The organism is ANME-2 cluster archaeon (assembly GCA_019429385.1).
GTDB lineage: Archaea > Halobacteriota > Methanosarcinia > Methanosarcinales > Methanocomedenaceae > Methanocomedens_B.
Map to the genome: position 1 here is coordinate 1 of JAHYIS010000003.1, position 24,585 is coordinate 24,585.

Annotated in this window: 24 protein-coding genes, 2 tRNA genes and 1 rRNA gene; 16 read left to right on the forward strand and 11 right to left on the reverse strand. The window is 46.0% G+C overall.

What is annotated here, in order from left to right:
• The 4 genes from K0A89_01715 to K0A89_01730 all read left to right on the forward strand — a co-directional run.
• Positions 1-1,208 (forward strand): PGF-CTERM sorting domain-containing protein (locus tag K0A89_01715; GenBank protein ID MBW6517208.1); only part of this gene is annotated, 1,208 nt, incomplete at its 5' end.
• A 100-nt stretch (positions 1,209-1,308) separates the two neighbouring features.
• Entirely contained in the window at positions 1,309-1,884 is a 576-nt protein-coding gene (locus K0A89_01720; GenBank protein MBW6517209.1) for a hypothetical protein, read from the forward strand.
• Positions 1,885-2,004: 120 nt separating this feature from the next.
• Positions 2,005-3,552: a hypothetical protein gene (locus tag K0A89_01725; protein ID MBW6517210.1), complete on the forward strand. Its 1,548-nt coding sequence runs from the start codon at positions 2,005-2,007 to the stop codon at positions 3,550-3,552.
• Between the two features lie 13 nt (positions 3,553-3,565).
• Complete coding sequence (locus K0A89_01730; protein ID MBW6517211.1) at positions 3,566-4,093, forward strand: nitroreductase family protein; 528 nt, start codon at positions 3,566-3,568, stop codon at positions 4,091-4,093.
• On the opposite strand, the gene K0A89_01735 is transcribed toward K0A89_01730, so the two are convergent.
• Entirely contained in the window at positions 4,083-5,702 is a 1,620-nt protein-coding gene (locus tag K0A89_01735) for an AarF/ABC1/UbiB kinase family protein (GenBank protein ID MBW6517212.1), read from the reverse strand. The genes K0A89_01730 and K0A89_01735 overlap by 11 nt on opposite strands.
• Positions 5,703-5,889: 187 nt before the next feature.
• On the opposite strand from K0A89_01735, the gene K0A89_01740 reads away from it, so the two are divergent.
• Positions 5,890-6,351 (forward strand): universal stress protein, encoded by a 462-nt coding sequence (locus K0A89_01740; GenBank protein ID MBW6517213.1) that lies wholly within the window; start codon positions 5,890-5,892, stop codon positions 6,349-6,351.
• Here K0A89_01740 and purQ read toward each other — a convergent pair.
• The 4 genes from purQ to K0A89_01760 all read right to left on the reverse strand — a co-directional run bounded on the left by purQ (position 6,322) and on the right by K0A89_01760 (position 9,629).
• Complete coding sequence (gene purQ / locus K0A89_01745; GenBank protein ID MBW6517214.1) at positions 6,322-7,014, reverse strand: phosphoribosylformylglycinamidine synthase I; 693 nt, start codon at positions 7,012-7,014, stop codon at positions 6,322-6,324. The genes K0A89_01740 and purQ overlap by 30 nt on opposite strands.
• Before the next feature lie 2 nt (positions 7,015-7,016).
• A complete protein-coding gene (purS, locus tag K0A89_01750) occupies positions 7,017-7,262 on the reverse strand; it encodes a phosphoribosylformylglycinamidine synthase subunit PurS (protein MBW6517215.1) in 246 nt (81 codons plus the stop codon).
• 69 nt (positions 7,263-7,331) lie between these two features.
• On the reverse strand, positions 7,332-9,032 hold the full coding sequence (gene argS, locus K0A89_01755; protein MBW6517216.1) for an arginine--tRNA ligase: 1,701 nt from the start codon (positions 9,030-9,032) through the stop codon (positions 7,332-7,334).
• A 72-nt stretch (positions 9,033-9,104) separates the two neighbouring features.
• Positions 9,105-9,629 carry a hypothetical protein gene (locus K0A89_01760; protein MBW6517217.1) on the reverse strand — a complete coding sequence of 175 codons (525 nt, stop codon included), beginning with the start codon at positions 9,627-9,629 and terminating at the stop codon, positions 9,105-9,107.
• A gap of 175 nt (positions 9,630-9,804) precedes the next feature.
• Between K0A89_01760 and arsB the strand changes: the two genes are divergently transcribed.
• Both arsB and pscS read left to right on the forward strand, forming a co-directional pair.
• Positions 9,805-10,884, forward strand: coding sequence for an ACR3 family arsenite efflux transporter (gene arsB, locus K0A89_01765; GenBank protein ID MBW6517218.1), 1,080 nt, complete (start codon positions 9,805-9,807; stop codon positions 10,882-10,884).
• A 540-nt stretch (positions 10,885-11,424) separates the two neighbouring features.
• Positions 11,425-12,570, forward strand: a complete 1,146-nt coding sequence (gene pscS / locus K0A89_01770) for an O-phospho-L-seryl-tRNA:Cys-tRNA synthase (protein ID MBW6517219.1) — start codon at positions 11,425-11,427, stop codon at positions 12,568-12,570.
• A gap of 23 nt (positions 12,571-12,593) precedes the next feature.
• Here the strand turns inward: pscS and K0A89_01775 are convergent, their stop codons facing one another.
• The 5 genes from K0A89_01775 to K0A89_01795 all read right to left on the reverse strand — a co-directional run bounded on the left by K0A89_01775 (position 12,594) and on the right by K0A89_01795 (position 16,707).
• Positions 12,594-13,007: a rhodanese-like domain-containing protein gene (locus K0A89_01775; GenBank protein ID MBW6517220.1), complete on the reverse strand. Its 414-nt coding sequence runs from the start codon at positions 13,005-13,007 to the stop codon at positions 12,594-12,596.
• 6 nt (positions 13,008-13,013) lie between these two features.
• On the reverse strand, positions 13,014-14,201 hold the full coding sequence (locus tag K0A89_01780) for a radical SAM protein (protein ID MBW6517221.1): 1,188 nt from the start codon (positions 14,199-14,201) through the stop codon (positions 13,014-13,016).
• A 30-nt stretch (positions 14,202-14,231) separates the two neighbouring features.
• Positions 14,232-14,606 (reverse strand): cytochrome c maturation protein CcmE, encoded by a 375-nt coding sequence (locus K0A89_01785; GenBank protein MBW6517222.1) that lies wholly within the window; start codon positions 14,604-14,606, stop codon positions 14,232-14,234.
• Positions 14,607-14,631: 25 nt separating this feature from the next.
• Positions 14,632-14,790 (reverse strand): CcmD family protein, encoded by a 159-nt coding sequence (locus tag K0A89_01790; GenBank protein MBW6517223.1) that lies wholly within the window; start codon positions 14,788-14,790, stop codon positions 14,632-14,634.
• Between the two features lie 105 nt (positions 14,791-14,895).
• Positions 14,896-16,707: an HD domain-containing protein gene (locus tag K0A89_01795; GenBank protein MBW6517224.1), complete on the reverse strand. Its 1,812-nt coding sequence runs from the start codon at positions 16,705-16,707 to the stop codon at positions 14,896-14,898.
• 122 nt (positions 16,708-16,829) lie between these two features.
• Here K0A89_01795 and K0A89_01800 point away from each other — a divergent pair.
• Positions 16,830-16,937, forward strand: a tRNA-Arg gene (locus K0A89_01800).
• A 16-nt stretch (positions 16,938-16,953) separates the two neighbouring features.
• On the opposite strand, the gene K0A89_01805 is transcribed toward K0A89_01800, so the two are convergent.
• Positions 16,954-17,349 (reverse strand): DUF1699 family protein, encoded by a 396-nt coding sequence (locus K0A89_01805; protein ID MBW6517225.1) that lies wholly within the window; start codon positions 17,347-17,349, stop codon positions 16,954-16,956.
• A gap of 171 nt (positions 17,350-17,520) precedes the next feature.
• On the opposite strand from K0A89_01805, the gene K0A89_01810 reads away from it, so the two are divergent.
• The 8 genes from K0A89_01810 to K0A89_01845 all read left to right on the forward strand — a co-directional run bounded on the left by K0A89_01810 (position 17,521) and on the right by K0A89_01845 (position 24,558).
• A complete protein-coding gene (locus K0A89_01810; GenBank protein ID MBW6517226.1) occupies positions 17,521-18,978 on the forward strand; it encodes an aminotransferase class I/II-fold pyridoxal phosphate-dependent enzyme in 1,458 nt (485 codons plus the stop codon).
• A gap of 5 nt (positions 18,979-18,983) precedes the next feature.
• The gene (locus tag K0A89_01815; GenBank protein MBW6517227.1) at positions 18,984-19,922 is read left to right on the forward strand and encodes a cobalamin biosynthesis protein; all 939 of its coding nucleotides are present in this window, start codon (positions 18,984-18,986) and stop codon (positions 19,920-19,922) included.
• A gap of 18 nt (positions 19,923-19,940) precedes the next feature.
• The gene (cobZ, locus tag K0A89_01820) at positions 19,941-20,468 is read left to right on the forward strand and encodes an alpha-ribazole phosphatase CobZ (protein ID MBW6517228.1); all 528 of its coding nucleotides are present in this window, start codon (positions 19,941-19,943) and stop codon (positions 20,466-20,468) included.
• Positions 20,465-21,259, forward strand: a complete 795-nt coding sequence (cobS, locus tag K0A89_01825; GenBank protein ID MBW6517229.1) for an adenosylcobinamide-GDP ribazoletransferase — start codon at positions 20,465-20,467, stop codon at positions 21,257-21,259. Before cobZ ends, cobS begins: the two co-directional genes overlap by 4 nt.
• Positions 21,244-21,852: an NTP transferase domain-containing protein gene (locus tag K0A89_01830; GenBank protein MBW6517230.1), complete on the forward strand. Its 609-nt coding sequence runs from the start codon at positions 21,244-21,246 to the stop codon at positions 21,850-21,852. The genes cobS and K0A89_01830 overlap by 16 nt, the downstream gene beginning before the upstream one ends.
• Before the next feature lie 48 nt (positions 21,853-21,900).
• Entirely contained in the window at positions 21,901-22,194 is a 294-nt protein-coding gene (locus tag K0A89_01835) for a hypothetical protein (protein ID MBW6517231.1), read from the forward strand.
• A gap of 618 nt (positions 22,195-22,812) precedes the next feature.
• A 16S ribosomal RNA gene (locus tag K0A89_01840) occupies positions 22,813-24,284 on the forward strand.
• A 170-nt stretch (positions 24,285-24,454) separates the two neighbouring features.
• Positions 24,455-24,558: transfer RNA gene (locus tag K0A89_01845), tRNA-Ala, on the forward strand.
• The last annotated feature ends 27 nt before the right edge of the window (positions 24,559-24,585 follow it).

A 24,585-nucleotide genomic window follows, 5' to 3' on the forward strand; every position in this document is an offset into this window, starting at 1 on the left:
CATCCGAGCGGGTGGATATATCCAAAAATGGAGGAAAAGAAATGAATAAGAAAATATCAGCAGTATTAATATCTGCGCTCATGGTGCTGACCATGTTTACAGCTTTGGTGCCTTCTGCATCAGCTGCAAGAACAGTACAGGCACCTTATGAGTTTATGGGTGTTGTAAATCAAACCCCAATAGACTCGGAATATTTCAATGTATCCGCAGAATCACGAACGAGTCCAAGTATTTTATACTATGACCTGGACGATCAAGCAGGTTATGAGACACTATCATTCTATACCTATATAGATGAAGAATTGACGATTAAGGAAGGTCACCTGACTTATACCACCAGTGCCTGGGATGATGAAGATGGCAATACATTTGTTGCCTGGCTTGGCGAGAAATATTATGTCGTCGAGAACTCTTCAAGCAAGTGGATCATCAGCGACCTTATCGTGGATGAAGATGATTCAGATGACCATCTCCTGAGAGTTGGCGAAACCCTTACTCTTGCTGAAGGCTGGTCTATCACCGCTCTTGAAATAGATGTGGATGGTAAGAAAGCATGGATGTCTCTGTCTAAAGACGGCGAAGAAGTTTCCAACAAGGTTGTCAAGGAATTTGGTTCTGATGATGCAGCCGGCACAGGGTACTTTGTTTATGAAGATGACCTTGGTGCAAACGATGATTCAGAAGTCATGAACTTTACTGTTGAGACCGTGTTCGCAGGTATGAATACCAATCTGGTGAAGATCAATGATATCGATTTGATTTCACTTGATGTCCTTGAGATCAAGAGTTCAACAAATGATGTTGTTAAAGACTTTGATGTTAAGAATATGAGCCAATACACGATAACCGTCGATAACGCCGATGATATATCACTGGCAGAAGATGGTGTCGTTGAAATCATGGATGACAGGTTCGCTATCAGAGTCACTGACGGTAAATCCATGGCAGGTCTTGGTAAAATCATTATCATCGAAGGCGATGGTACACACACAGCAACCAGGACAGCCACACCAACTCCAACCGTGACCCAAGTAGGTACAGAACCTGGAACAGGTACTGAACCCGGTACCGCTACAGCAACAGCAACAGCAACCGCAACTGAAGTCGTGCCCACCCCAACTCCCACAAAGGAGCCTGGATTTGAGGCAGTGTTCGCAGTAGCAGGTCTGCTCGCAGTAGCCTATCTGGTACTCAGACAGCGTGATTAAAGAGAACAAATATATTTGAATGAAGGGATTTTTTTATCCCTTCTTCTTTCTTTTTTAGGTCAAATTGATTACAGTATTATTCGTCGTAGGGGAATAGATTATGTTTTTTCACAAGAATATTCTAATCATTGGTTTTTTAATTTCAATCATTGTATTATCAGGTTGTACAGACAATACCGGCAATGAAGATCTGGCAGATATTCCGGAAGATACTTCAAGTTCTGATAACACATCGATAATTCCAGGAAATCTCAGCCTCATGGTCATAGTGGACCCATTACCAGATGGTTATGAGATTCTGGGGACACTCCCGATATCAGATGATTATGCTCAATATTCAGAAAATATTATCGATGCAAGAGAAGGAGCCTACAGGGATACAGAGAATACTGATGTTTTTCTGGATATAATAGAGTTAGATTCAAAGCAAGCAGCACTGGACTTCATTTCACGTTACAAATCACAGTATATACCTCTTGAGACTATAGAAAGATTTACTTCCATTTCATTTAACGGACATGAGGCCACCAGAATCGTCCAGTACAGGAATTCCGGGGGCAGTCAAATACCCAAATACCAGATTATCTGGAATAAAGAAAACCTGGTTTTTTTAGTAAGAAGCAACTCCCACCTTGAAAGTTCTTCACTGGAGCTGGCAAAGGCAACAGGGCAGTAATAATTAACAATACCTTCTTTTTTTTACCAACAACAACAAAGGATATGTAATAGTAGTGCCCACATTGATAGTAAACGAGGTGTTATTATTACCTTAAAAAATGGATTTCAATTAAAATATTTGCTCATAATTGCCCTTGTGATTTCAATTTTTTGCTCAACTGCACAGGCATGGGAAGATGCGGATCTCGAGCATTGGGCCAGTGGAAAATCCGGCAAGTTATACTGGGGAGATACCCTTGAAAATGGTGTCTATAAGGTTGAAGCCTATGACTTTCCAAGAACCGATAGAAAAGGCCAGATAAATACGCCCTATGTCGGAATAAATCTGTACAAGGACGGCGAACTGGTTGCCAGCGACAGTATGCTGATATGGGATTCGTTCATGTATGAAGGTGAAGTAAGAGTAACGGTCAAAAGTATTATGTCAGCCAGTGATATTAACTGGCAGGACGATACCTATAAACCCTGGGCAGAAGTGAGCGTAGAACTGCGCGGACTTCCTGATGTGGCCATCTCTATTGGGACAGACAAGGATACCTACAAAGTTACCGACAAAAAGATATCTGTTACACTTACGGCAAAGAACAGTGGCACTGCTCCTCTGGAGGATGTAAAAATGTACGTGGATTTCGGGAAATTGGAATTTGACCCCACAAGCCCAAATAAAAAGACCGATTTCACGTACAAGGATATCCACCACGCTGCTTCGGTAACCGAAACCTTCATCCTGAAAGTTCCTTCTGATATGAAGGATACTGACTACGAGATAACAGCCAATGTTACCGGCATAGATGAAAAAGATGAAAGTCATGAATTTAATGGTAGCGGTGACCTTACAGTCGAAAATATGATCACTATCATAAAGAACACAAGGGAAGATATCTTCATGACCGATACGGCATTTGTGCAACTAATAATCAGTAACAATGGCGCTTATGCAGTGAAAAGTATCGAACTGGAAGATACCCTTGGAGATTACTTTGAGTTGATCGGCAGTTCTTCCCTTGTGTGGAATTTTGACCTTGGAGCAGGTGAGTTCAAAGACTACAAATATACTATCAAACCCGTAAAACCAAACAAGAATGGATATACCCTTCCTGAAGCAAAAGCCAGCTGGATGGTGAATGGGATCGAGTATAACCAGACATCCGAATCACCTAAGATCATTGTACACGGCTCAAAAATACTTCTTGAGAAAACCGTTAGTCCTACCAAGGCTAATCCTAATACGAACCTGACAGTTACCGTCACTGCAACAAATGTTGGTGACGTTAAGGCCAGTGTAGAGATCTTTGACCAATCGCCATTACCTGAGAATGTAATTTTAGTAAGCGGTGAAATGTACACGAAAAAAGTAATCGGTGAAGAGGACAGTGTCAGTTTGAGCTATGTTATCAAGGCAGAAACGAATGGGTTTTATGAATTGCCCAAAGCAACAGCCAAATTCTTTGACCTCCAGTTATACCGCAGCGAAGAATTATCCAACTCCCCGATATTCACTTCAGGAAATCCACCACCTGCAGGTCAAACCCCTCGTCCTGGTGAGACCTATACACCCAAACCCACACCAGTTCCCACAGCAACCCCGGAAGAACCCGGTTTTGGGATTCTTACAGCCATAATGGGCGTATGTTTGGCCATGTTCATATCCATGCATCGGCATTAACCGGGAGATAACAATGGAGCCGATAATTGATGTGATCAAATCCCGCAGGAGTGTCAGGCAGTTTTTAGACCGGCCTGTTGAAGATGATCTTATCGCAGAGATCCTTGAAGCTGGCCGGTGGGCGCCGTCCGGCCTGAACAACCAGCCCTGGCGTTTTGTAGTGGTCAGAGACAGACGACTTATAGCCGCACTGGCAGAATGTACCCGGTACGGCGCGATTATTCTGGGGACATCCCTTTTGATCGCAGTATTCCTTGATGAAGATGTGATGTATGACCACACCAAGGATACCTTAGCCTGCGGTGCAGCCATACAGAACATGTTACTTGCAACCCACGGTACCGGACTGGGTGCCGTTTGGCTGGGCGAGATATTGAACCGAAAAGCTGAAGTGTGCCGCATTCTTGAAGCACCGGGCTCAATGGAACTGATGGCAGTTATTGCAGTTGGTTATCCCGCTCCGGGTGGCAGCAATCCAGGGGTGCGTCGCGATATTTCGGAGATTGCTTTTGCAGAGCGGTTCAACAAGCCTATTTCTTAAATAGTACCATTGTACCCAGAAAGATGCTTATAACAAACCCGCCAATACCTGCAATCTGAAGTACAATTTCTCCTCGTGCAAATACCAGTAACGCGGCTGATGATGCCAGCAAAACAATAATGTAAAGACGCTGCAAAATATTGTTGATGAAACGTCTTTTTTTAGCAGCAGTTTCCTGTTTGGTGATGTTTAGCGTTTTTATGATCCTCAAAGTTTCAAATATATCATTGATACCAGCAGGTATGCTTTTAAAAGCTTCATAGATATTGTCCCATTCCATCTGGAAGTCTTCAACCATTTTTGTGGGCGAATACTTTTTCCTGGCAATTTCCCTGGACAGGGCTTTCACTTCATCCATAAGATTAAAATCCGGGTCAAGGTCAAGACAGGTACTCTCAACCAGGACAAGAGCCCTCTCAAGCAGCGAAAATGTGCGAGGCAATGACAGGTCATATTTCAATGCAAGCTTGACAAAATCATCACTGTGCCGTTCACCCCTTCCATAATGCTGCCTGGATATAAGTTCGTCAATATCCCATTTGAAAGCATGAATGTCGATCTCATCAACAGGTTTGTGGGCCATTTTTAACATTGAGTTCGCAACCATGTCAACATCTTTTATGTAGACAGCATAGAACACAGAGTACATATCTTTCATGATACCAGAATCAAGCTTTCCGATAGCGCCGAAGTCAAGATATGCAATATTACCGTTCTTCATAACGAATATGTTGCCTGGATGCGGGTCTGCGTGGAAGAATCCGTCTATATAAACCATTTTGAGGAAACTGGTTGAAATGAGCTTTGCGACCCTTTTTTTCTCAGCAGAATTGAATGTCCTGTATTCCCTTAGCGTTACACCGTAAATATGTTCCATTACAATAATATTGTCATTGGTCAACTCCCAGTAGACCTTGGGAATATGTACCTGGTTGAAATCTTTGAAATTCTCCCTGAAGCGTTCCATATTGAAAGCTTCATTGCGGTAATCCAGTTCACGGTTCAACATGGTCTTGAATTCTTCAAGAAAACCGTCAACGTCAATCTTATCATTGATCTTTAGCAATTTCAGGAAAATGAATTTCAGATCATATAATATATCCAGGTCAAGATTGATCACATCCATCATACCCGGCCTTGCAATCTTGACCGCTACATCCTCCCCGTTCAGTACGGCTTCGTATACCTGGGCAATGGAGGCACTGGCAATCGGTTCTGTGTTAAAATCATCAAAGAGTGCAGTAAAATCGCTATGTACTCCGGTGTCATTTGATGTAGTACCACATATAACGCTAAATGCTTCCTGCATCCTTTCAAAATCGTACGGTTGTACTCTTTCCTGAAGTTTTTCCAGTTCTGCGCCATATTCAACAGGAACAATATCAGGCCGTTTACTCATGGCCTGACCAAGTTTGATAAAACTGGGCCCAAGCTCTTCTAAAGCCATACGGAGTTTTACTGAATTGGACCTGCGCTCAAAATCTATCGGACAGGTACACAGGTCTACCGGTTCCGCTCTTTGCCTGGATTCTTTAGATAAGATACTGAATAGTCGGTATTTGTAAAAAACCCGTGTAATTTTCATGTACCGTTTGATCTTGCTGAACATCCTGTTTTATATCAGCGTGTTATATGTTTATAAAGATAACTTTTTTTACCACGCGTATGGTTCACGGTTAAAGGCCGACCTTTTGAGGTTAATTATTTCACTGAAGAAAATCCGAATGTAAAGGAGGATTTTATGGTATTGTGCAACATCAAAAATTTTAAGTAATGAAACAATAATGAGTATCATAATGATAAAACGGATTCTTGTACCAGTTAAATCCACCCGAGGGTCGGATAGGGCAATAGATTTCGCCTGTGAGCTGGCTGGCCAGCTTAATGCATCCATTCATCTAATTACCGTTGATTTTATTGACATGGCAGAAAAGAGCAGGATGAACCATCAATTAATGGAAGAAACGATCCGTAGATGCAAGGGACGTGAAATTGCCGCAACGTATTCAGTAGTATCTGCCGAGACCCTGGAAGACGTTGCCATAGTGATCTCAAGGTTTGCAGAGGACTATGACCTTATTATAATGGGGCATTGCAAGTATAAGAAAATATACAAGTTCCTGCGCGATAGTGTTGCCGAGAATCTCATAAAATTATCTCCCTGCCCGGTAGTGGTGGCTGCGGTTGAATGTGAGGATGACGACCGAAATACTCCTTCATTTAAAAGTTCAGATCGAGGAAATGTAAGCAACCATTGAATCGAATATCTTTTTTCCATCTTCCGAACCCAGGATCAGCTCTGAAGCCCGCTCAGGATGTGGCATCATTCCGAGGACATTACCTTGCTCATTAATGATCCCTGCAATGTTTTCAATGGAGCCGTTAGGGTTTGCTTCATCAGTAGCATTACCTGTTCCGTCCACGTACCTGAATGCCACTTTTTTGCTTGAATCGAGTTCTGATAATGTGTGCTCGTCTGCAAAATAATTCCCTTCCATGTGTGCAATGGGTATCCTGATGACCTCGCCCCTTTTGAAGGAATTGGTGAACGGGGATGTATTATTCTCCACTCTCAGATTGACCCACTCACACCTGAACTTCGGGTAGCGGTTGGTCATAAGCGCACCGGGCAGCAGTCCCGATTCCACCAGTATCTGGAACCCGTTGCAGATGCCCAGTACGGGCAGTCCCTTATCCGCCATCTTCCTGACGGTATTCATAACAGGCGCCCTGGCAGCTATGGCACCCGCACGCAGGTAATCGCCATAGGAGAATCCGCCTGGTATTACTACACCATCATATCCTTCCAGTTCATCCTTATACCATACCAGGTCGGTATCCACACCGAGTACTTCTGAGAGGACGTAGTGCACGTCATGGTCGCAGTTACTGCCGCCGAACTGAAGGACTGCAATTTTCATCCTTATTCCTCGATAACGATATCGTAATTATGGATAACAGGATTTGCCAGCAGGCGCATGCACATATCATTCACCCTGGCTCGGGCCTCATCTATGGACGGTGCATCAAGGTCAATAATGAACCGTTTTTGCATCTGCAGGGAATTGGTGGTAAAACTAAGATGTTCGAGTGCCCTTTTTATTGTGGATGCTTCAGGGTCTAACATTCCGCTTTTAAGTCCAATGGTAACTTCGGCGTGGTATTGCATTTTATATAAACCTCAGAATCTGACAACGTATTTTAGGAGCAGGACAATAATTACCTTTTCGGTATTGCATTACATGCTCTTTGGTGCATATATGCCCAGCGTGTCCAGTACAATAGCAAGTACAATCCTTGCACAGTCTACCAGCACCAGTCTCGAGTCCCTGAGTGGCGCTTCGGCGGTCAGCACAGGAACGTACCTGTAGAACTGGTTGAAGGAGTCGGCCAGTTCCCGGGCATAGGTAGCTAGATGGTGTGGTTTCAGGTCCGTAGCTGCCGAATCAATGACAGCAGAGTACCTGGACAGGTATTTTATCAGTTCGATTTCCTGGTCTTCCACCAGCACTGATATGTCATGTTCAAGGGCAGCCGGGTCTATTCCTGCTTCTTCTGCATTGGCCATGATACTGCACGCCCTGGCATGACTATACTGGATGAACGGAGCGCCCTGTTTTTCAAAATCCAGCGCTTCCCGCCAGTCAAAGACCGTGGATTTTTCAGGTGATACCTTGACTACATCGTACCTGACAGCGCCTATCCCCACGAATTGAGCCACATTCCGCTTGAAATCATCTCCCGTATCCGGTCGCCGCTTCTCCACTTCTATCAATGCCTGTACATCTATCTGGTCAAGCAGTTCGTCGGTACTGATAAACTTGCCCCGCCTGGTACTCATGCTACCTTCGGGCAGGGAGACGAACTCAAATATCACAATCTCAGGTTCTTTCTCGCCCAATGCCCTCAACACGGCTTTCAACTGACCTGATATCAGTTTGTGGTCTGCCCCCAGCACATCTATCATCCTGTCACAGTGTCCGGCTTTCCACAGATGGTATGCCAGGTCCCTTGTAGTGTAAAGGGATGTGCCGTCGCTGCGCTGGATGACCAGTTTCTTCTCAAAGCCATAATCGGTGAGGTCGACCATCAGGGCACCGTTATCAACAACAGCCCTGCCTGTATCCTTAATACGGTCAATTGTGGCACTCACATCATTATTGCGGACATAGGTTGACTCCCAGGCAAAGGAATCATGGTGGACGTTCATGCGCTCCAGGGTATGTTTAATGCCCTTCATGGCAAGGTCTACGGCATGTTTGAACCGCTCTGCCACATCAGGGTCACCCTGCTCGATACGCTGCATCAGTTCATCTATTTCGGCTACTTTCTCAGGTTCATCGTTCAATACCCTGTTCGCCTTGATATAGATGTCAGCAATGGCATGGTCTGATTTCTTTGAAGTGTCAAAATCAAAATGTTCCAGGGCCCACGAAACAATAGCTATCTGCCTGCCCATGTCATTGATATAATACTGCGTCTCCACCTCATATCCTGCTTTTGCAAGAATGCGGGCAAGGGTATCCCCGATAATGGAATTGCGGATATGTCCCACATGCAGGGGACCGTTAGGGTTGGCAGACGTGTGTTCCAGAATAACCTTGCCGCGCCCGGTCAGTCTGCCGTAGTCCAGCCCCTGTATGCGTATTGCAGACACGGTGCGGTCCAGGAACGCGGGGCTGGCAAAGAAATTAAGGTACGGGCCTGCAGTCTCCACCCTGTCAATGAGCCCGTTTTCTGGAAGTTCCATAGAGGATGCCAGCATTTCTGCTATGTCCTTCGGGCTTTTCCTGCATACCGGGGCCAGCCTGAATGCTACCGATGAGGCAATGTCGGCATGGATCGATTCTTCAAAGCTAAGGTCTGTCACTTCGAGACCGTTTGATTCAAGAGCGGATGTAAGGGCTTGTGAAACCTGTGATTTGAATTGTAGGAACATGGTCATCAGCGTATTGGTATTTAAGGAGGTGTAGATAGATGGCTATCTACATAATTGTTTCTTAGCGCTGATTTATTTTTTGTACCTAATAGTCAGGAAGGCAAGGACGAGCAGCATGTATGTAGCCAATATTCCCGGTGCTGGTAATTCACCCATACCGGGGAAGAATTCATCTTTTCCTGATATATCTGTTTTTCCATCCTGTGTTTCCTGAACTTCTGTACTTGTTCCATCACCAATCACTGTTATCTGCAATTTGACTGTGGGTTTATCAAGCAAATAGAAGTTGTAAATCCCTGGTTCATTGAGTTGCATATACGCACGATTTCTATATCTGAGATATTGTGTATTACTGGTCCCGTTATCAAAAATGTTCCTGTCACATACCACAGTGAAATATCGTCTGTTTCTGTCGTCATTGAAAATCGAGATATTTTCGCCCTGCTGGAAGGTGGTGCTGAGATGTTCCGGATTTAAATACAAACCTTTCGTTGGTTCTTCCTCCACAGGAACATTAATTGTTATGAAAGGGTCCAGAGCTGATACAGGATGGATAATTGAAAAAAGTATCAGGAATGCAATGATTTTTTTAAGCATAATAATTCTCGACGATGTATGATACTCATTATGATAAGTTTATATTTGTTATAGCATATAATACTATTCTCTTAAAATTACGCATTGTAGTATGTCCTATCGGGTTTAGAAAAGTATATACCTGAGTATTTCAATTATTATTGAAACTGCCAATCAATAATAGGGAATATTCACCATGGCCGACAAATTATCATTCGTTAGCAGATATTTGACACTCTGGATATTACTGGCAATGGGTGGCGGGATAATGCTGGGAACAATATATCCCGACATAGCCGACATACTGGATACCTACCGTATAGAACAGGTCTCATTGCCACTCGCTATCGGCCTTATCTGGATGATGTACCCGCCCCTTGCAGGAGTGAAATATGAAGAACTCCATAAAATGAGGGAGCAAAAAAAAGCGCTGGGAGTATCTATCATACAGAACTGGGTGATCGGCCCGGTACTCATGTTCTCACTGGCCTGGATATTCCTGCCAGACCTGCCTCATTACCGTATAGGGCTTATCATCATCGGCCTTGCCCGGTGCATTGCCATGGTGCTGGTGTGGAACCAGCTTGCCAGCGGGGATAACGACCTGGCCGCCGTGCTGGTAGCATTGAACTCGCTCTTCCAGGTCGCGTTATATTCAGTGCTGGCGTATGTGTTCGTAACCGTGCTATCCACATGGATCGGCGGGGCGTCGGCAGGTGCGGTGGTGGACATCTCTATCTATGAGGTTGCAAAAGCGGTCTTTATCTACCTGGGAATTCCCTTCATTGGTGGCATGCTGACCCGTTTCATACTGGTCAAAAGGCGGGGCAAAGAATGGTATGATGGTGAGTTCATGCGAAAACTGGGTCCTACTGCACTGGTAGGGTTACTGTTCACTATTATTGTGATGTTCTCGCTGAAGGGTGAGGTTATTGTAACTTTGCCATGGCACGTGTTCAGGATAGCGGTTCCGCTTCTTGTGTATTTTATCCTGATGTTCGGGATATCGTTCATCATGTCGTACAGGCTCGGGTTCACGTATGAAGAGAGCACGACGCTTGCATTCACTGCTGCCAGTAACAACTTCGAACTGGCCATTGCTGTGGCGGTAGCGGTGTTCGGCATCGGCTCTGGTGAGGCGTTTGCGGCTGTGGTTGGTCCACTCATTGAGGTGCCGGTGATGCTGGGGCTGGTGCATGTGGCCAGAAAGCTGGGCACAGTATGGTTTGACAGGGACGGCCGTCCGAAAAGCAGGACGGGTAGTATTGGTTCATAGACAAGTAAATCCTCCCTGCGGTCGGATTAACTTGAGTATAAAAAGTTATACTTTATGTACAATCAGAAAACACAAACTGCACAAACTAACATTGATGAATAAGACATTAGTCGCAATTTTTGTCTTTCATCTGAAAAGTTGATAAATGAAAATGAACAGGCCATCCAGATACGTCCCTGAATTCTCACTACCGACCTGTTCAACATCCAGAATAATATTGACTACTGCCAAGCCAATTTCTCACGATTAATAATACACAATGATGGTATATAACTTTTCCGGGGTTTTGGAGTAAATCTATTCATGTTAGGTCTGTTGGGCATTTCGATTCTATCCCTTCATCCACATTCCTCATACATTGCAACCGTCGTATTTTTATTCTATCCCTAATTTCAGTACTCAGTCCTGGTCGCAACAACAGGGAAACAATTGGCAGATTTTGCGAACGCCGGACTTCTTTTTCGAACAGATCAGCGCTCATAGAAAATAGACATTCATATAAAGCTGGATATCTATTATGCCACCCGGGATGTAATCACTGTGGCTCTTGAACAATATTTACAAAAATTCCAATGCATCGAACGCTCCACCCGGGGCACTATCAACATCGATCCCCTGCAGCGCGGGGGGATACTGACCGATGAGGCCAGGGCGGCCCTGGTGGAATGGGGGGATGGCTATTCGGTTTGCGATTTTTGTCCAGGGGTACTGGACAAGATCAAGACCCCTCCGATTTATGACTTTGTACACAAGGCCCTACCCGAGTTTTTGGGTATCGATGAGGCCAGGGTGACCAACGGTGCCAGGGAGTCCAAGTTCGCTATCATGCATTCCATGGCAAGTGATGGGGATTGGCTCGTTCTGGACCAGAGCGCACATTATACCTCATATGTAGCTGCCCAGCGTGCCAGGCTTAACATTAAGGTAGTGCCAAATTCAGGGTCACCGGATTACCGCATCACTCCTGAAGGATATGCCGATGCCATCCGGGAGGTTATCACAGAGACCGGTAAACCGCCGGCACTGGCACTGGTCACCTATCCTGACGGCAATTATGGCAATCTTCCGGATGCAAAGAAAATAGCTGCCGTATGTCACGAACATGATGTGCCCCTGATCTTGAACGGTGCGTATTCTGTGGGCAGGATGCCCGTGAATGCAAAGGACCTTGGTGCTGATTTCATCGTGGGCAGCGGGCACAAGTCCATGGCATCGTCAGGCCCCATCGGGGTGCTTGGAGTGGTAAAGGAATATAGTGGAAAACTGTTTGAAAAATCACCCTCACATAAGGTCAAGGAAATAGAGTTGCTGGGCTGTACTGCCAGGGGGGCCACTATCATGACCATGCTGGCATCGTTCCCTAAAGTCGTAGAAAGAATAGGTTACTGGGACCGTGAAGTAGAGAACGCCCGCTGGTTCTCAGCACAACTTGAATCCATGGGACTGGTCCAGCTGGGAGACAGACCCCACAACCACGACCTTATGTTCTTTGAGGCGCCTGTCCTGTACGAAAAATCCCAAACTGCCAAAGACGGCCGTTATTTCCTGTATAAAGAATTGAAAGCCCGGAACATTCACGGTATCAAAGCCGGACTGACCAGATTCTTCAAACTCAGCACATTCGGCGTACCCAGGGAAGAATTGAACGTAGTTGTTGATGCATTTAAAGAGATAATCGCTCAATAGCTAAGGAGAACAATAACCTGCCATCAGCTCTCAACAGGATATCCTGCATTCTCCCACGCTACGATACCGCCTGCCATGTTGTAGACTTCAGTATAACCGTTGTCCACAAGAACCTGCGCTGCAATAGCACTACGCCGTGCGGTCCTGCAATATATCAGCACAGGCATATCCGCAGGCACTTCATCCAGCCTGTTCTCCAGTTCATCGTAAGGTATCAGGACAGGACTGTCGATATGCCCTGCATCATATTCTTCCTGGGTGCGTACATCCAGTAAGAAGTATTCACCACCATCGATCATTGCTTTTGCCTGTGCTACAGAAACGTCTGTGTATTTGATATCATCGTTAGAATCAGTGATGCAGCCCAATGCTACAATATTGAGCAATACAATAAAAAAAAGAACAATCGTTCTCATCACGAGAATAGTATTTCCCATACACAACTATACTCTTGCATACATATTAAAAGGCATCGGGGCATCTTTTGGGATGGAACGAATATATTTCTCCCGGAAAGACACATCCCGCATCAGGCATGATGACGCGCTTTTTTTGTATGCGGCTGTTTTGCCCATACGCCTCCATATATCCTGCAATGGCTCTTCCCTGATATTCCCAAACGTAAGCGGCGTATAGGCACAGGGCAGCACATCTCCTGCCGAGGTTATGTGGACCCACCTGCGGCCCGCAAAACAGCCGAACATATCGGGTCCCATGAAATAGGGGAATGCTGTGACCCTTGGACCGTCAGTGAGCTTGTTCTTCTCCTTCTGGAACCTGCCCAGTCTGTCCACATCATTTTGACCGATGGTCTCATCTTCATGGTCCAGCCACCGCCCTACTGCGATGATCTCGTATAAGGACATTTCATGCATACCTTTGGATTCGGCAAGGGTATAGAAATCGTCCAGGTCGTCAATATTATTCGGTGATACCACTACGAACATATCGGTAAGCAGACCAGCATCAATGGCATTTGTGATACCTTTCATGGCATCCTCGTACGAGCCACTCCGGCCACGCACGCGGTCATGTTCGTCTTTGCGGGGACTGTCAATACTTACCCGTAAAGCGTACAATCCTGCCCCTTTCAGTTCCTTTGCTTTCTCAGGGGTAAGGCCGAAACCTGATGTGAATGTAGTTGCAATTGCCTTTGTCTTATCCACATGCCGTATCATATCGGGCAGATCTTTCCTGAGCAGGGGTTCTCCGCCGTCAAAAGAAATGAGGTATGAGCCAAGGTCGATGGATTCGTCCACTGCCCGGTTCACTTCTTCAAGTGAGAGTTCAGGGTCTGCTATGATATCAGCTGCACCGCAGTGGATGCACCTGTTGGGACATCGCATGGTAATACCGATAGATGACTGGTCTGGAACACGTCTTTTGAGTACGGCCGATACCTGTGCCGATATCAAACGATCGAAAGCGGTGCTGGGAACAGGAGGTGCCCATGATGAGAAAATGATCTTTTCATCATCAACCAATATGGGTTTCTCCTCAAGGAACATCTTATTGATACGTTTGATGATGGGTTTTGCCACAGGTGACAGCGTACCCTCAGGCACTATCTGCACCTTGTCATTCTCGGTAATGGCATTTAATTTAATGTATGATCTGTCGTATACTCTCATGGTTCCCCTCGTCCCTTAATTGCACATCGATTATTTCGTCCCGTATTTCGATGGGCAGCCCATCACCAGGAAATTTGCGTCCACTCTATCTGCTGATACTAATGTTCCCCTGACAGAAACCTGTGCACCATTAGCAAGCGCCTGAGGTCTTTCACCACGGTAAAACACCTCAATATCATAAATATCATCCGTAAGGACAAAATATGTTTCTTCGGTATCAATCTTCAGCGTATCCTGTTTGACATTGCCAGTGACCTCAACATCCTGTCCGATGTATTCTGAGGCGTTTAGTTTCACCTGGGATACAGTAAGATATTCTGATTGAAAATCCAGTCCCCACATACCTACTATAGCAACCAGTACGATGGCAATAACTGAAAGTATTATCTTATCCTTTTTTCTCATGGTATTGTACCAATAATATTATTTTTCAATGTTTTTTTAATAATTCCATCTGTGCACGGAGATTTTTTCTTGTTTGCAGGAGTCTTAGCACATAGAGTGAAAATACAACCCATACAATACTAAAAGCAGCCAGTGTAGACCTGGCATCTGTAATATTAGATATTAATAGTCCAAATGATTCCACAATTTCACTACCATGTATTTATTTGATTTAAATGAATTGCATATGCAATAATATTTACATATTAATATTTATTTGTTATGCCTTTATATTACCCCGGATTTTAATTCATCTGTAATACCTGATATTGTGAATGCTCACCATATCCCTCGGGATTCCATGTTTGTGCCTTGTCAGGTATTCGGTGATCTGCTGCATCTCCCTGTGATAATACTTCGCAATATTCTCCCCGTATTCCACACCTTCTGCTGTCAGCACATATTCATACCTTTGGGCCCAATGCCCGTTCTTGTCATAATAGCGCAGATCCTCATCCACCAGGCCCATTGCAACCAGTTTCTGGATATCCTCGAACAAACTGTCTGAATAGGGAAAACCATACCTGTCATGGAATTTGTAATCCAGCAGGTTCTCAAGTCGTTTATTTTTAGTAAATCCTTCAACCAGCTGGTACATGCAACTGATGTTCCTGATGCGTGGTATTAACACTTTCAGACTATCTTTTTGTGAGAACAGGGTGTGAAGACAATAGAATATCAGCATTACACCTTCAATGTTCAGGTATTTCTCGTTCCTGATATAACGTAACAGGTCCGGGGAGAGTTCTTCTATCTTTTTCAATATTTCTGAAACATCCATTTCCAGTTCTGCCTTACCTTTATTTGAGAATATGCACAGTGATATCTGGCGTGAAATAGAACGCACCAGGCCGTTGGCAAGCGCAGATTCATCATACAGGAAATGTTCATCGTTCCCTTTTATGATGCGGATGCTCTTCGGGACCCCTCTTGCCACTGAAAGGTCTATGAGCACCGGTATTTTGTAATGCTGTTCGAGACGCCTGGTAAGTTCCTGTTCGAACATCTTCTTGGCAGCTCCATATCGTGCAATGGTTGATAGTGCCATGCGAATACCAGGTTTTAGTGATTGGTGGTTGAACCGCAGTGCTGTACGGCATATCCTTCCTTCGCGGATGCGCCTGAGAAGGTTGCCGGAAGAAGCAGGACCATGCTGTTTGATGAAATCCAGCAGGTCCCCGTCATTGAAAATGGTAAAGAATTCAGTTATGGCAAGCATCACCTCATGTCTGTCTTCCATGGTATCCAGGGTATCTTCAAGTGCCCTGAGCAGCATGGCACGTACACTCTGGGTAACAGGATTGTGGATGATGGCAGAATAATGGTGCGAGCGGGCAATAAGTATTGATTCTGCTGCAGCCAGTGCCATATCTTCACTATAACTATCGTGGCCGCCAAGAACCACACGTCCATCCTTGAGGGTAAGGCTATCCACTATCTGTTCCACATCTATCAAACCAAGGGATACGCCTGTATGGTATGAATCGCGCACGAGAAAGTCTATGCGGTCCGCATCGATGTCTCCTGATATTATCTGCGCAAGATACGGTTTCTGGCATCCTTCGATATTTCCTGTGGCCATTGCAGATATCTCTAAAAAGAACTCGCTGGCATCTACACCGAAAACAGAAGTGACCTCATTGGCTATAGTATCATATCCGGGAAAATTATTCCTTATGATATAACTGGTAAACATTTCATGGCTGGAAAACCGCTCACCCCCTATCAAGGGCATAAAGCCTGGATTCCGCGCAAGTACCGATTCCACTGAATGGGAAAATGCAGAATGGCCCACATCATGCAGCAGCGCTGCAATTCTGACCTTCCGGATGTCCATTTCCTCCAGCTCCAGGGCATGTCCCATCATATTTGCCACGTGCATGGTGCCAATGCTGTGCTCATACCGGGTGTGGTTGGCTCCCGGAAATGCAATATCGGCCAGTCCTAATTGCTGGACGCGGCGCAAACGTTGCATCTCGCGTGTGGAGATAAGCATTGCTTCCAGCTGGTTGATATGTACGTGTCCGTGTAATGGGTCGTGAACTGTACCACCTGGTTGCATGTATGATTAAAAGTACATATTGCACATAAAAACTTGGATTTATTCAGTAAATACCTTTTTATAGGATTCCTTCGGTAAAGATGAATTACATCCTTTCAGGATGAAAAATGAATGTACATTGCGGACTCGTGGGGTAGCCAGGATATCCTAGCGGGCTTCGGAACTGCGCTGCCAATACAGGCAACCTGTGTAGATACCCGCGGACCCGTGTTCGAATCGCGGCGAGTCCGTCATATTTTGCCAAATCTATGTTTTCAGCATGAATTCCAGAAGGTCAGGACTCAGGCGCGTCTCTTTCATCATCTTTTTAAGAATGTCTTTTTCTGAGGTTCCACCATTCTTCAGTTCGCTTATCCTGTCAATGACGCTCTTTTTAATTTCATAGTATTCATTGATGTCCTTGCGGTGTCCCCACACGTCCCCTTCCAGAAGCTTTACATTTTGCATTTCCAGGAACATCCGGATTGACTTCGAGACCGTTTTCTTATATGAATTTGGTATATGGATCGCTCTTACCCCTGGACATGCTTTTACAAGAGAAAATATATCTTTGTTTGAAGGTCGAAATGCCAGGTGAATAATTTCTTCATCCTGCCCCAGGGACTCAATTTCATCTTTAGAACTTACTACTCGAATTTTCATATTACTCAACTCCGTCATATCTGAATTATGACTCCCATATGCAGATATTGATTTAGCCATATAAATCTCTTTCTAATTCAGTAAAAATAATGTGTATGTATAAATTAAATTGATTATATATCTAACTTGAATGCGAAATAGTTATGAGTGTAGTCCCACAATTGCACACGTGTGAGTAATATCGACCGTTTCATAAGAAAGTCTGTTGTTGATATCAATCCGTGTATACACGGGGGCAGGATAGCGGAAAATAGTGAACTTAGCGGACATGGATTATTGGATTTCAGTGCCAATCTCAACCCCATGGGTCCTTATGAGTTGGATACGACCAGGGAGATTATTGGAATAGCACTGGAAAATATTCATTTTTATCCTGATAACCGATACAAAGGATTTAAAAGTTCTGCAGCCACCTTTGCAGGTGCTGAACCTGAAAACATCATTCCCATGAACGGTTCTTCAGAACTTATCCGGCTTATTGCAGAGACTGTACTGGAGCAGGGAGACACAGTACTGCTCCCCCAGCCTACCTTTGACGAATACGAACTGAGTATCAAACTCATGGGGGCGATTCCTGAACATATTGAGTACAGGAAAGTATACCAGGGCAATGGGGAAATCGACGAGGGACTGCTTTCAAGGTCAAAGGCAGTGTTCATCTGCAACCCGAATAATCCCACAGGTACTCTTATTGCCGGGTCGGACCTGGAAAAACTGGCACGGAAATGCCAGCATAACGAGACATTCCTTGTGGTTGATGAAGCATTTATTGAATTATCAGACCCTGCACAGAGTATAGCATGGCTGGTGAATGAGAATCCATTTGTCATTGTAATGCGGTCGATGACCAAGGTATTTGCCATACCCGGGATGAGGATCGGATACGGAATCGCACACAGGGATTTGGCTGTAAGGATGGAAAATATCCGGATTCCCTGGAACCTGGGAACTATTCAGGATACGGTAGGCTCATGGTTGCTTGATACCCATACAAAGGACCCGTCATATCTTGAGCGAACAAGGAAGTTGATAACAGAGGAGCGTCTCTGGCTTACCGGCCGACTGTCCCTCATCAGAGGATTTTATCCTGTACCCAGCAGCACTAATTTTATATTGATCAACATACGGGAATTCGGAATGGATTCCGGAGAACTCACCGAGCGAATGCGGCATCAGGGTATCCTGGTAAGGGATTGTAATTCGTTCCGGCGGATGGGGCATGATTACATCAGGGTGGCAGTCCGGACCCATGAAGAGAACCAGCGTCTTGTGGATGCCCTTGGTGAATCAGTAGCCCAGTGGGGCAGGGAACTTGCCGAGAAGAATATTGATGAAGCGATACACCAGGGTACGATTGCAAGCAGGACAAATTGTGAATATTATCCATGCCATTTCGAGGGTCAGGATTGCACATTTTGTTTTTGCCCGTTCTATCCGTGCCTGGATGAGCGGACGGGTGGACATATGGTGGAACGGCGGACCGGAGGGGAAGTGTGGAGTTGTGCCGGTTGTGATACGGTTCACCGGCCCGAGGTAGCAAATCCCATACTTGAAGCACTGATGGCATGTGCAGACAGGCCCGGTGACCTCAGGCATATCTGGAAACAAGTGATAGAACCTTTGTTGTGACCATTATGATATCTCTTTTCTCTCCAGGTCTTGAAGTGCTGTTGCTGGCATTTATTATGGATATTTCGTTCGGGGAACCACCCGGTATTGTACATCCTGTGGTCTGGATGGGACGGTTCATAACAGTATTACAGGATCTGCCATTGAAAGATCGCAGGGTCCTGGGAATTCTCATAGTCGTGGTCATAACAGGAACTTCACTGCTTGTGGGAATGCTGGTGGTGCTTATAGCTTCCTCTATTCATGAAACTGCAGCGCTGCTGGTAATGGCATATTTTTTAAAATCTACCTTTTCTATTCGAATGCTGTTGAACACATCCCGCCACATCATGAATCTACTGCGTTCTGGGAATAAGGATGAAGCGCGTAAAGCACTTAAGGCGCTGGTCAGCCGTGACACTGCAAATCTGGATGAACACCAGATGGCTTCAGCTGTGGTCGAGTCCATTTCTGAGAACTTCGTTGACGGTGTACTTTCACCGGTGCTGTTCTACCTCATACTTGGACTACCAGGCGCACTGGCGTACAAAGCTGTCAATACCCTGGATTCCATGATAGGATACAGGAACAAGGAATTCATTGAAATGGGACGCCCATCAGCCAGGCTGGACGATGTTCTCAACTGGATACCTGCAAGGCTGTCCCTGGTGCTTATCAGTGCAGCCGCGCTGGTTACCGGTAGCTTTAGAGGTGCCGTGAAGATATGCCTGCGTGATAACAGCAGGACCTCTTCCCCGAATTCAGGCTGGCCCATGGCTGCAGCGGCCGGGGCACTGGGGGTCAGGCTGGAAAAACCAGGACATTATATACTTGGTGAAGAGTTGAGGTCACCTGAGGCGGTAGACATCGAACAGGCTGCCAGGTTAGTGGGTGCGGCTGTCATTCTGCTGTTTGCATGGAGCATGGGTGTATTATATTTATTGCATGTGAACAATGTAACATGACGAGTATGGCCCGGAGAGATTGATACGAAACTTTCAGACAGTCCATCAGCAGAAAAAAGTGACAGACCGACACAGATAGAAAGGCGATTTGAGTCTGATATCAGGGATATACTGGCAGAGATGGGACTATCTGAGGATGTGCTACTGGCTGCAGCTATGGAATTGTATATACCTCACCCGGGAATTGAAACGAAAGGGAAGGCAGAAGAGGTGTTCAAACGTGAACTGGATATTGCTCTTAGCGACCCCAACCTGTGCATCCTTATCTATGCGGGTATCCAGCTTGAGCAGGCAGGTGAGGCTGGAAAGCTGCCAAATCTGAGTAAAAGTTCATACGAGCGAGACCTGACATTCCTTGTATGTGACGAGGTGCTGGGTATGAGTATCTCCACCTACATCGCCGGTCACAAAGGTATGTTCGAGTATGTCAGGTTCGATAAACTAAAACCAGGGGTGATCAAGGAACTGGGACCGTTCATGGATGATGTGGTTGCCGGGCTCATTGGCGGTGTATCTTCAAGTATGTATACCAGAGGTGGGGTTTGAAATTGCTGGAAGGATTGCAGGGAGCGATTGGATTTTTGACCACGCTGCCTGCGGGCAAAGCATACAGACTGGAGCAATTCCAGCAGCGGACTTACCTGTCAAGTGTTGTTGGCATACTTCTAGGTCTTATATTACTTGTAGTGGCCACCGTACTGGGTGTCCTGTTGCCCGGCCAACCTGGTATTATTGCAGTGGTTGTGATTGTATCCATCTATATACTAACGGGTATTCATCATCTTGATGCCCTGTCTGATTTTGGGGATGGTATTGCTGCCCACGGGAGTGCACAGAAGAAGGTCAGTGCGATGAAAGACGTGGCACTGGGCACGGGAGGAGCGGCATTTGTGATAATTTATATTCTTTCGCTGTTCGTTGTCATACAGGCTATGGGGAGTATGCAGGGGACTGGATCCGGGTGGTTTGGCCTGGGCATGGCGTTGCTATGTGCAGAGGTCATATCCAAGCATTCCATGCTTACAGCGGCCAGGTTTGGAAAACCTTTGTACCAGGGAATGGGGTCAATGATTTCTGATTATACTGGTCAGAAGCAGTTTATCATTAGTCTGCTGATATCGGCAGTGGTTTGTACGGCTGCCGTGGGTATTGCAGGACTTGGTGCTTTGTTTATAGGGATTTTAGCTTCGGTTGGGGTGGTAGGAGTATCGAACCGGCATTTTGGCGGTATTAACGGGGATTGCCTTGGCGCAGCTCATGAGATGGGACGCCTGGCAGCCCTGGTCACATTGTTCTTATTTTATGCTGGGGGTCTGGTAGTCTGGATGCCCTATTGATGGCGGGAGGACGTGGTAGCAGGATGAAGCTGCCCGTTGAAAAGCCTTTACTGGAAATAAATGGCAAGAAATTGATAGAATATGCCCTGGACGCCCTTGAGGGCTCCAGGTATGTGGATACTATCTATATTGCCGCATCCAGGAATGGTCCTGATACGGTAAAATGGCTTGAGGGTTGTGCCCGGGATGTTATTGTAGTAAATACTGCAGGAGATGGGTATGTGTCTGATATGGTGGATGCTATTACAAAGGCCGGTATCAAAGGTCCGGTGCTTATCGTCATGGCTGACCTGCCTCTGATAACTCCTGAGTTGCTGGATGAGGTGATTGTATTATACCATGAGGTTCCCCAGCCCGCTCTTTCCGTTTATAACCTGCTGTCGGTATGCAGGACCAAGGGATTGCGTCCGGATACCGTGTTCAATAAGGATGGGCAGTTGATAGTACCTTCAGGTATAAACATCCTTGATGCGGATAATATTCATGAGGAGCAGGATGATTATAATTATATTCTGGACAATCACAAGATTGCTGTAAATGTAAATACGGTTGAGGATCTTAAAATATGCTCAAAATTGATGGGTAAGGAATGATGTTGGATGTTAAGAGATAATGTTTCTGTGGATACGCTCCGGTTGCTTATGGGGCAAACTGAAGTTGATACTGTCAGTGTCTCAGAGGAGATATTGTTACTGGCGAGGGCTATTGATGACCCGTATAGTCTTCCGTATCTTATTGAGGAATTAAATGCTCTTGAGATTACGGATGAGGAATTAGTCAGGTTCGCCTTGGTGCGTGTTCAGATCGACTCTGAATTGAGGATGAACGAAGACATCCAGATGCATCAACGTCGCAGGTTTGTTGCCCAGGTCATAGAAAAATTACTGTTTGGAGAGGTGTTGATAGAGATGGGAGCACCCCTGGAAGAGATATAATTTGGCTGTAGATGCGTATATCAAGTCTACTGTCTATGTTTTATCCTGTATCACCATGTTTTGGGTATGTGATAATGCCGTATTTTTTTTTTCAAACTGTAGACTTTTTGAACACAAATCACCGCAACAGTTATATACCAACCTGCTAATTGAAGGGAGCGCTCAAATGGGCAGGAACAACCTGCCTCAGAGTGATTATGTGTTGCCGACCCGAAAAAAAAACTCGGTTTCGGCAAGGTAGTAAACAACCTTAAATACTACCTGCAACATACATAGAAACTCCACAATCCGCGTGAAAACGCATGTGGAAGCTGGATGCAATATACATTGCATTCAATGTATCACCTCCTAATAATAATTAAACTAATGGCCGAGGTCATTACCCGGCGTCGACCCGGATTTTGGGAATAGTCCCGAAAGTGAAGGGTTGCTCTCCGACCTTGGCACAATCATAAATATGGAGACGAGAAGGCAATTTCTCGTCCGACGTTAGTATTGGCAGTTCGGTTAATTCTGATCGGTGGTGTATATCAATACATTATCGGGAATTAATTGGACAATATACCAAAACCCTAATAATTCCGATAACGAATACTTCCAATATGTGTGTGATTAACAATTCTGGTTGATCCTGCCAGAGGTTACTGCTATCGGGGTTCGACTAAGCCATGCGAGTCAAATGTTCTTCGTGAACATGGCGAACTGCTCAGTAACACGTGGACAATCTACCCTTAGGACTGGGATAACCCCGGGAAACTGGGGATAATACCGGATAAATCATAGATGCTGGAATGCACTATGGTTCAAAGCTCCGGCGCCTAAGGATGGGTCTGCGGTCTATCAGGTAGTAGTGGGTGTAACGTACCTACTAGCCGACGACGGATACGGGTTGTGAGAGCAAGAGCCCGGAGATGGATTCTGAGACACGAATCCAGGCCCTACGGGGTGCAGCAGGCGCGAACACTTTACAATGCGGGAAACCGCGATAAGGGAACCCCGAGTGCCAGCATCAAATGTTGGCTGTCCAGATGATTAACACTCATTTGTTAGCAAGGGCCGGGCAAGACCGGTGCCAGCCGCCGCGGTAACACCGGCGGCCCGAGTGGTAACCGTTTTTATTGGGTCTAAAGGGTCCGTAGCCGGCCTGAAAAGTCCTTTGGGAAATCTGACAGCTTAACTGTCAGGCTTCTAAGGGATACTGTCAGGCTTGGGACCGAGAGAGGTAAGGGGTACTTCAAGGGTAGGAGTGAAATCTTGTAATCCTTGGGGGACCATCTGTGGCGAAGGCGCCTTACCAGAACGGGTCCGACGGTGAGGGACGAAAGCTAGGGGAGCAAACCGGATTAGATACCCGGGTAGTCCTAGCCGTAAACGATGCTCGCTAGGTGTCAGGCACGGTGCGTCCGTGTCTGGTGCCGCAGGGAAGCCGTTAAGCGAGCCACCTGGGAAGTACGGTCGCAAGGCTGAAACTTAAAGGAATTGGCGGGGGAGCACTACAACGGGTGGAGCCTGCGGTTTAATTGGATTCAACGCCGGAAAACTCACCGGGTGCGACAGCAATATGTAGGTCAGGCTGAAGGTCTTACCTGAATCGCTGAGAGGAGGTGCATGGCCGTCGTCAGTTCGTACTGTGAAGCATCCTGTTAAGTCAGGCAACGAGCGAGACCCGCGCCCACAGTTGCCAGCATGTTCTCCGGAACGATGGGCACACTGTGGGGACCGCCGCTGCTAAAGCGGAGGAAGGAACGGGCTACGGTAGGTCAGTATGCCCCGAATCTCCCGGGCTACACGCGGGCTACAATGGTTGGCACAATGGGCACCTACCCCGAAAGGGGACGGTAATCTCCTAAAACCAACCGTAGTTCGGATTGAGGGCTGTAACTCGCCCTCATGAAGCTGGAATCCGTAGTAATCGCGTTTCAACATAGCGCGGTGAATACGTCCCTGCTCCTTGCACACACCGCCCGTCAAACCATGCGAGTGAGGTCTTGGTGAGGGCATGACACTATCATGCTCGAACCTGGGCTTCGCAAGTGGGGTTAAGTCGTAACAAGGTAGCCGTAGGGGAATCTGCGGCTGGATCACCTCCTAACGCAACGCCCAGACATTACGATCTGGACGCGCCGCCGGTCAGAAGCCGAAAAACTGCCAGTACAAGAGAAGAGATAACGATGATTCGAAGACCACGAGTCCAAATGATGTGAATTGACGTTGGTCGTCAACGGTGAAACACATGTTGGCAGACTTCAATTTCATCAAAGGGCTCGTAGATCAGTTGGAAGATCGCTGCCTTTGCAACTGAGGGTGCGCAAGTACTCTACGCAAAATAGGCAGAGGCCCTGGGTTCGAGTCCCAGCGGGTCCATTTACTCTGGTAACAGAGTAACAATTA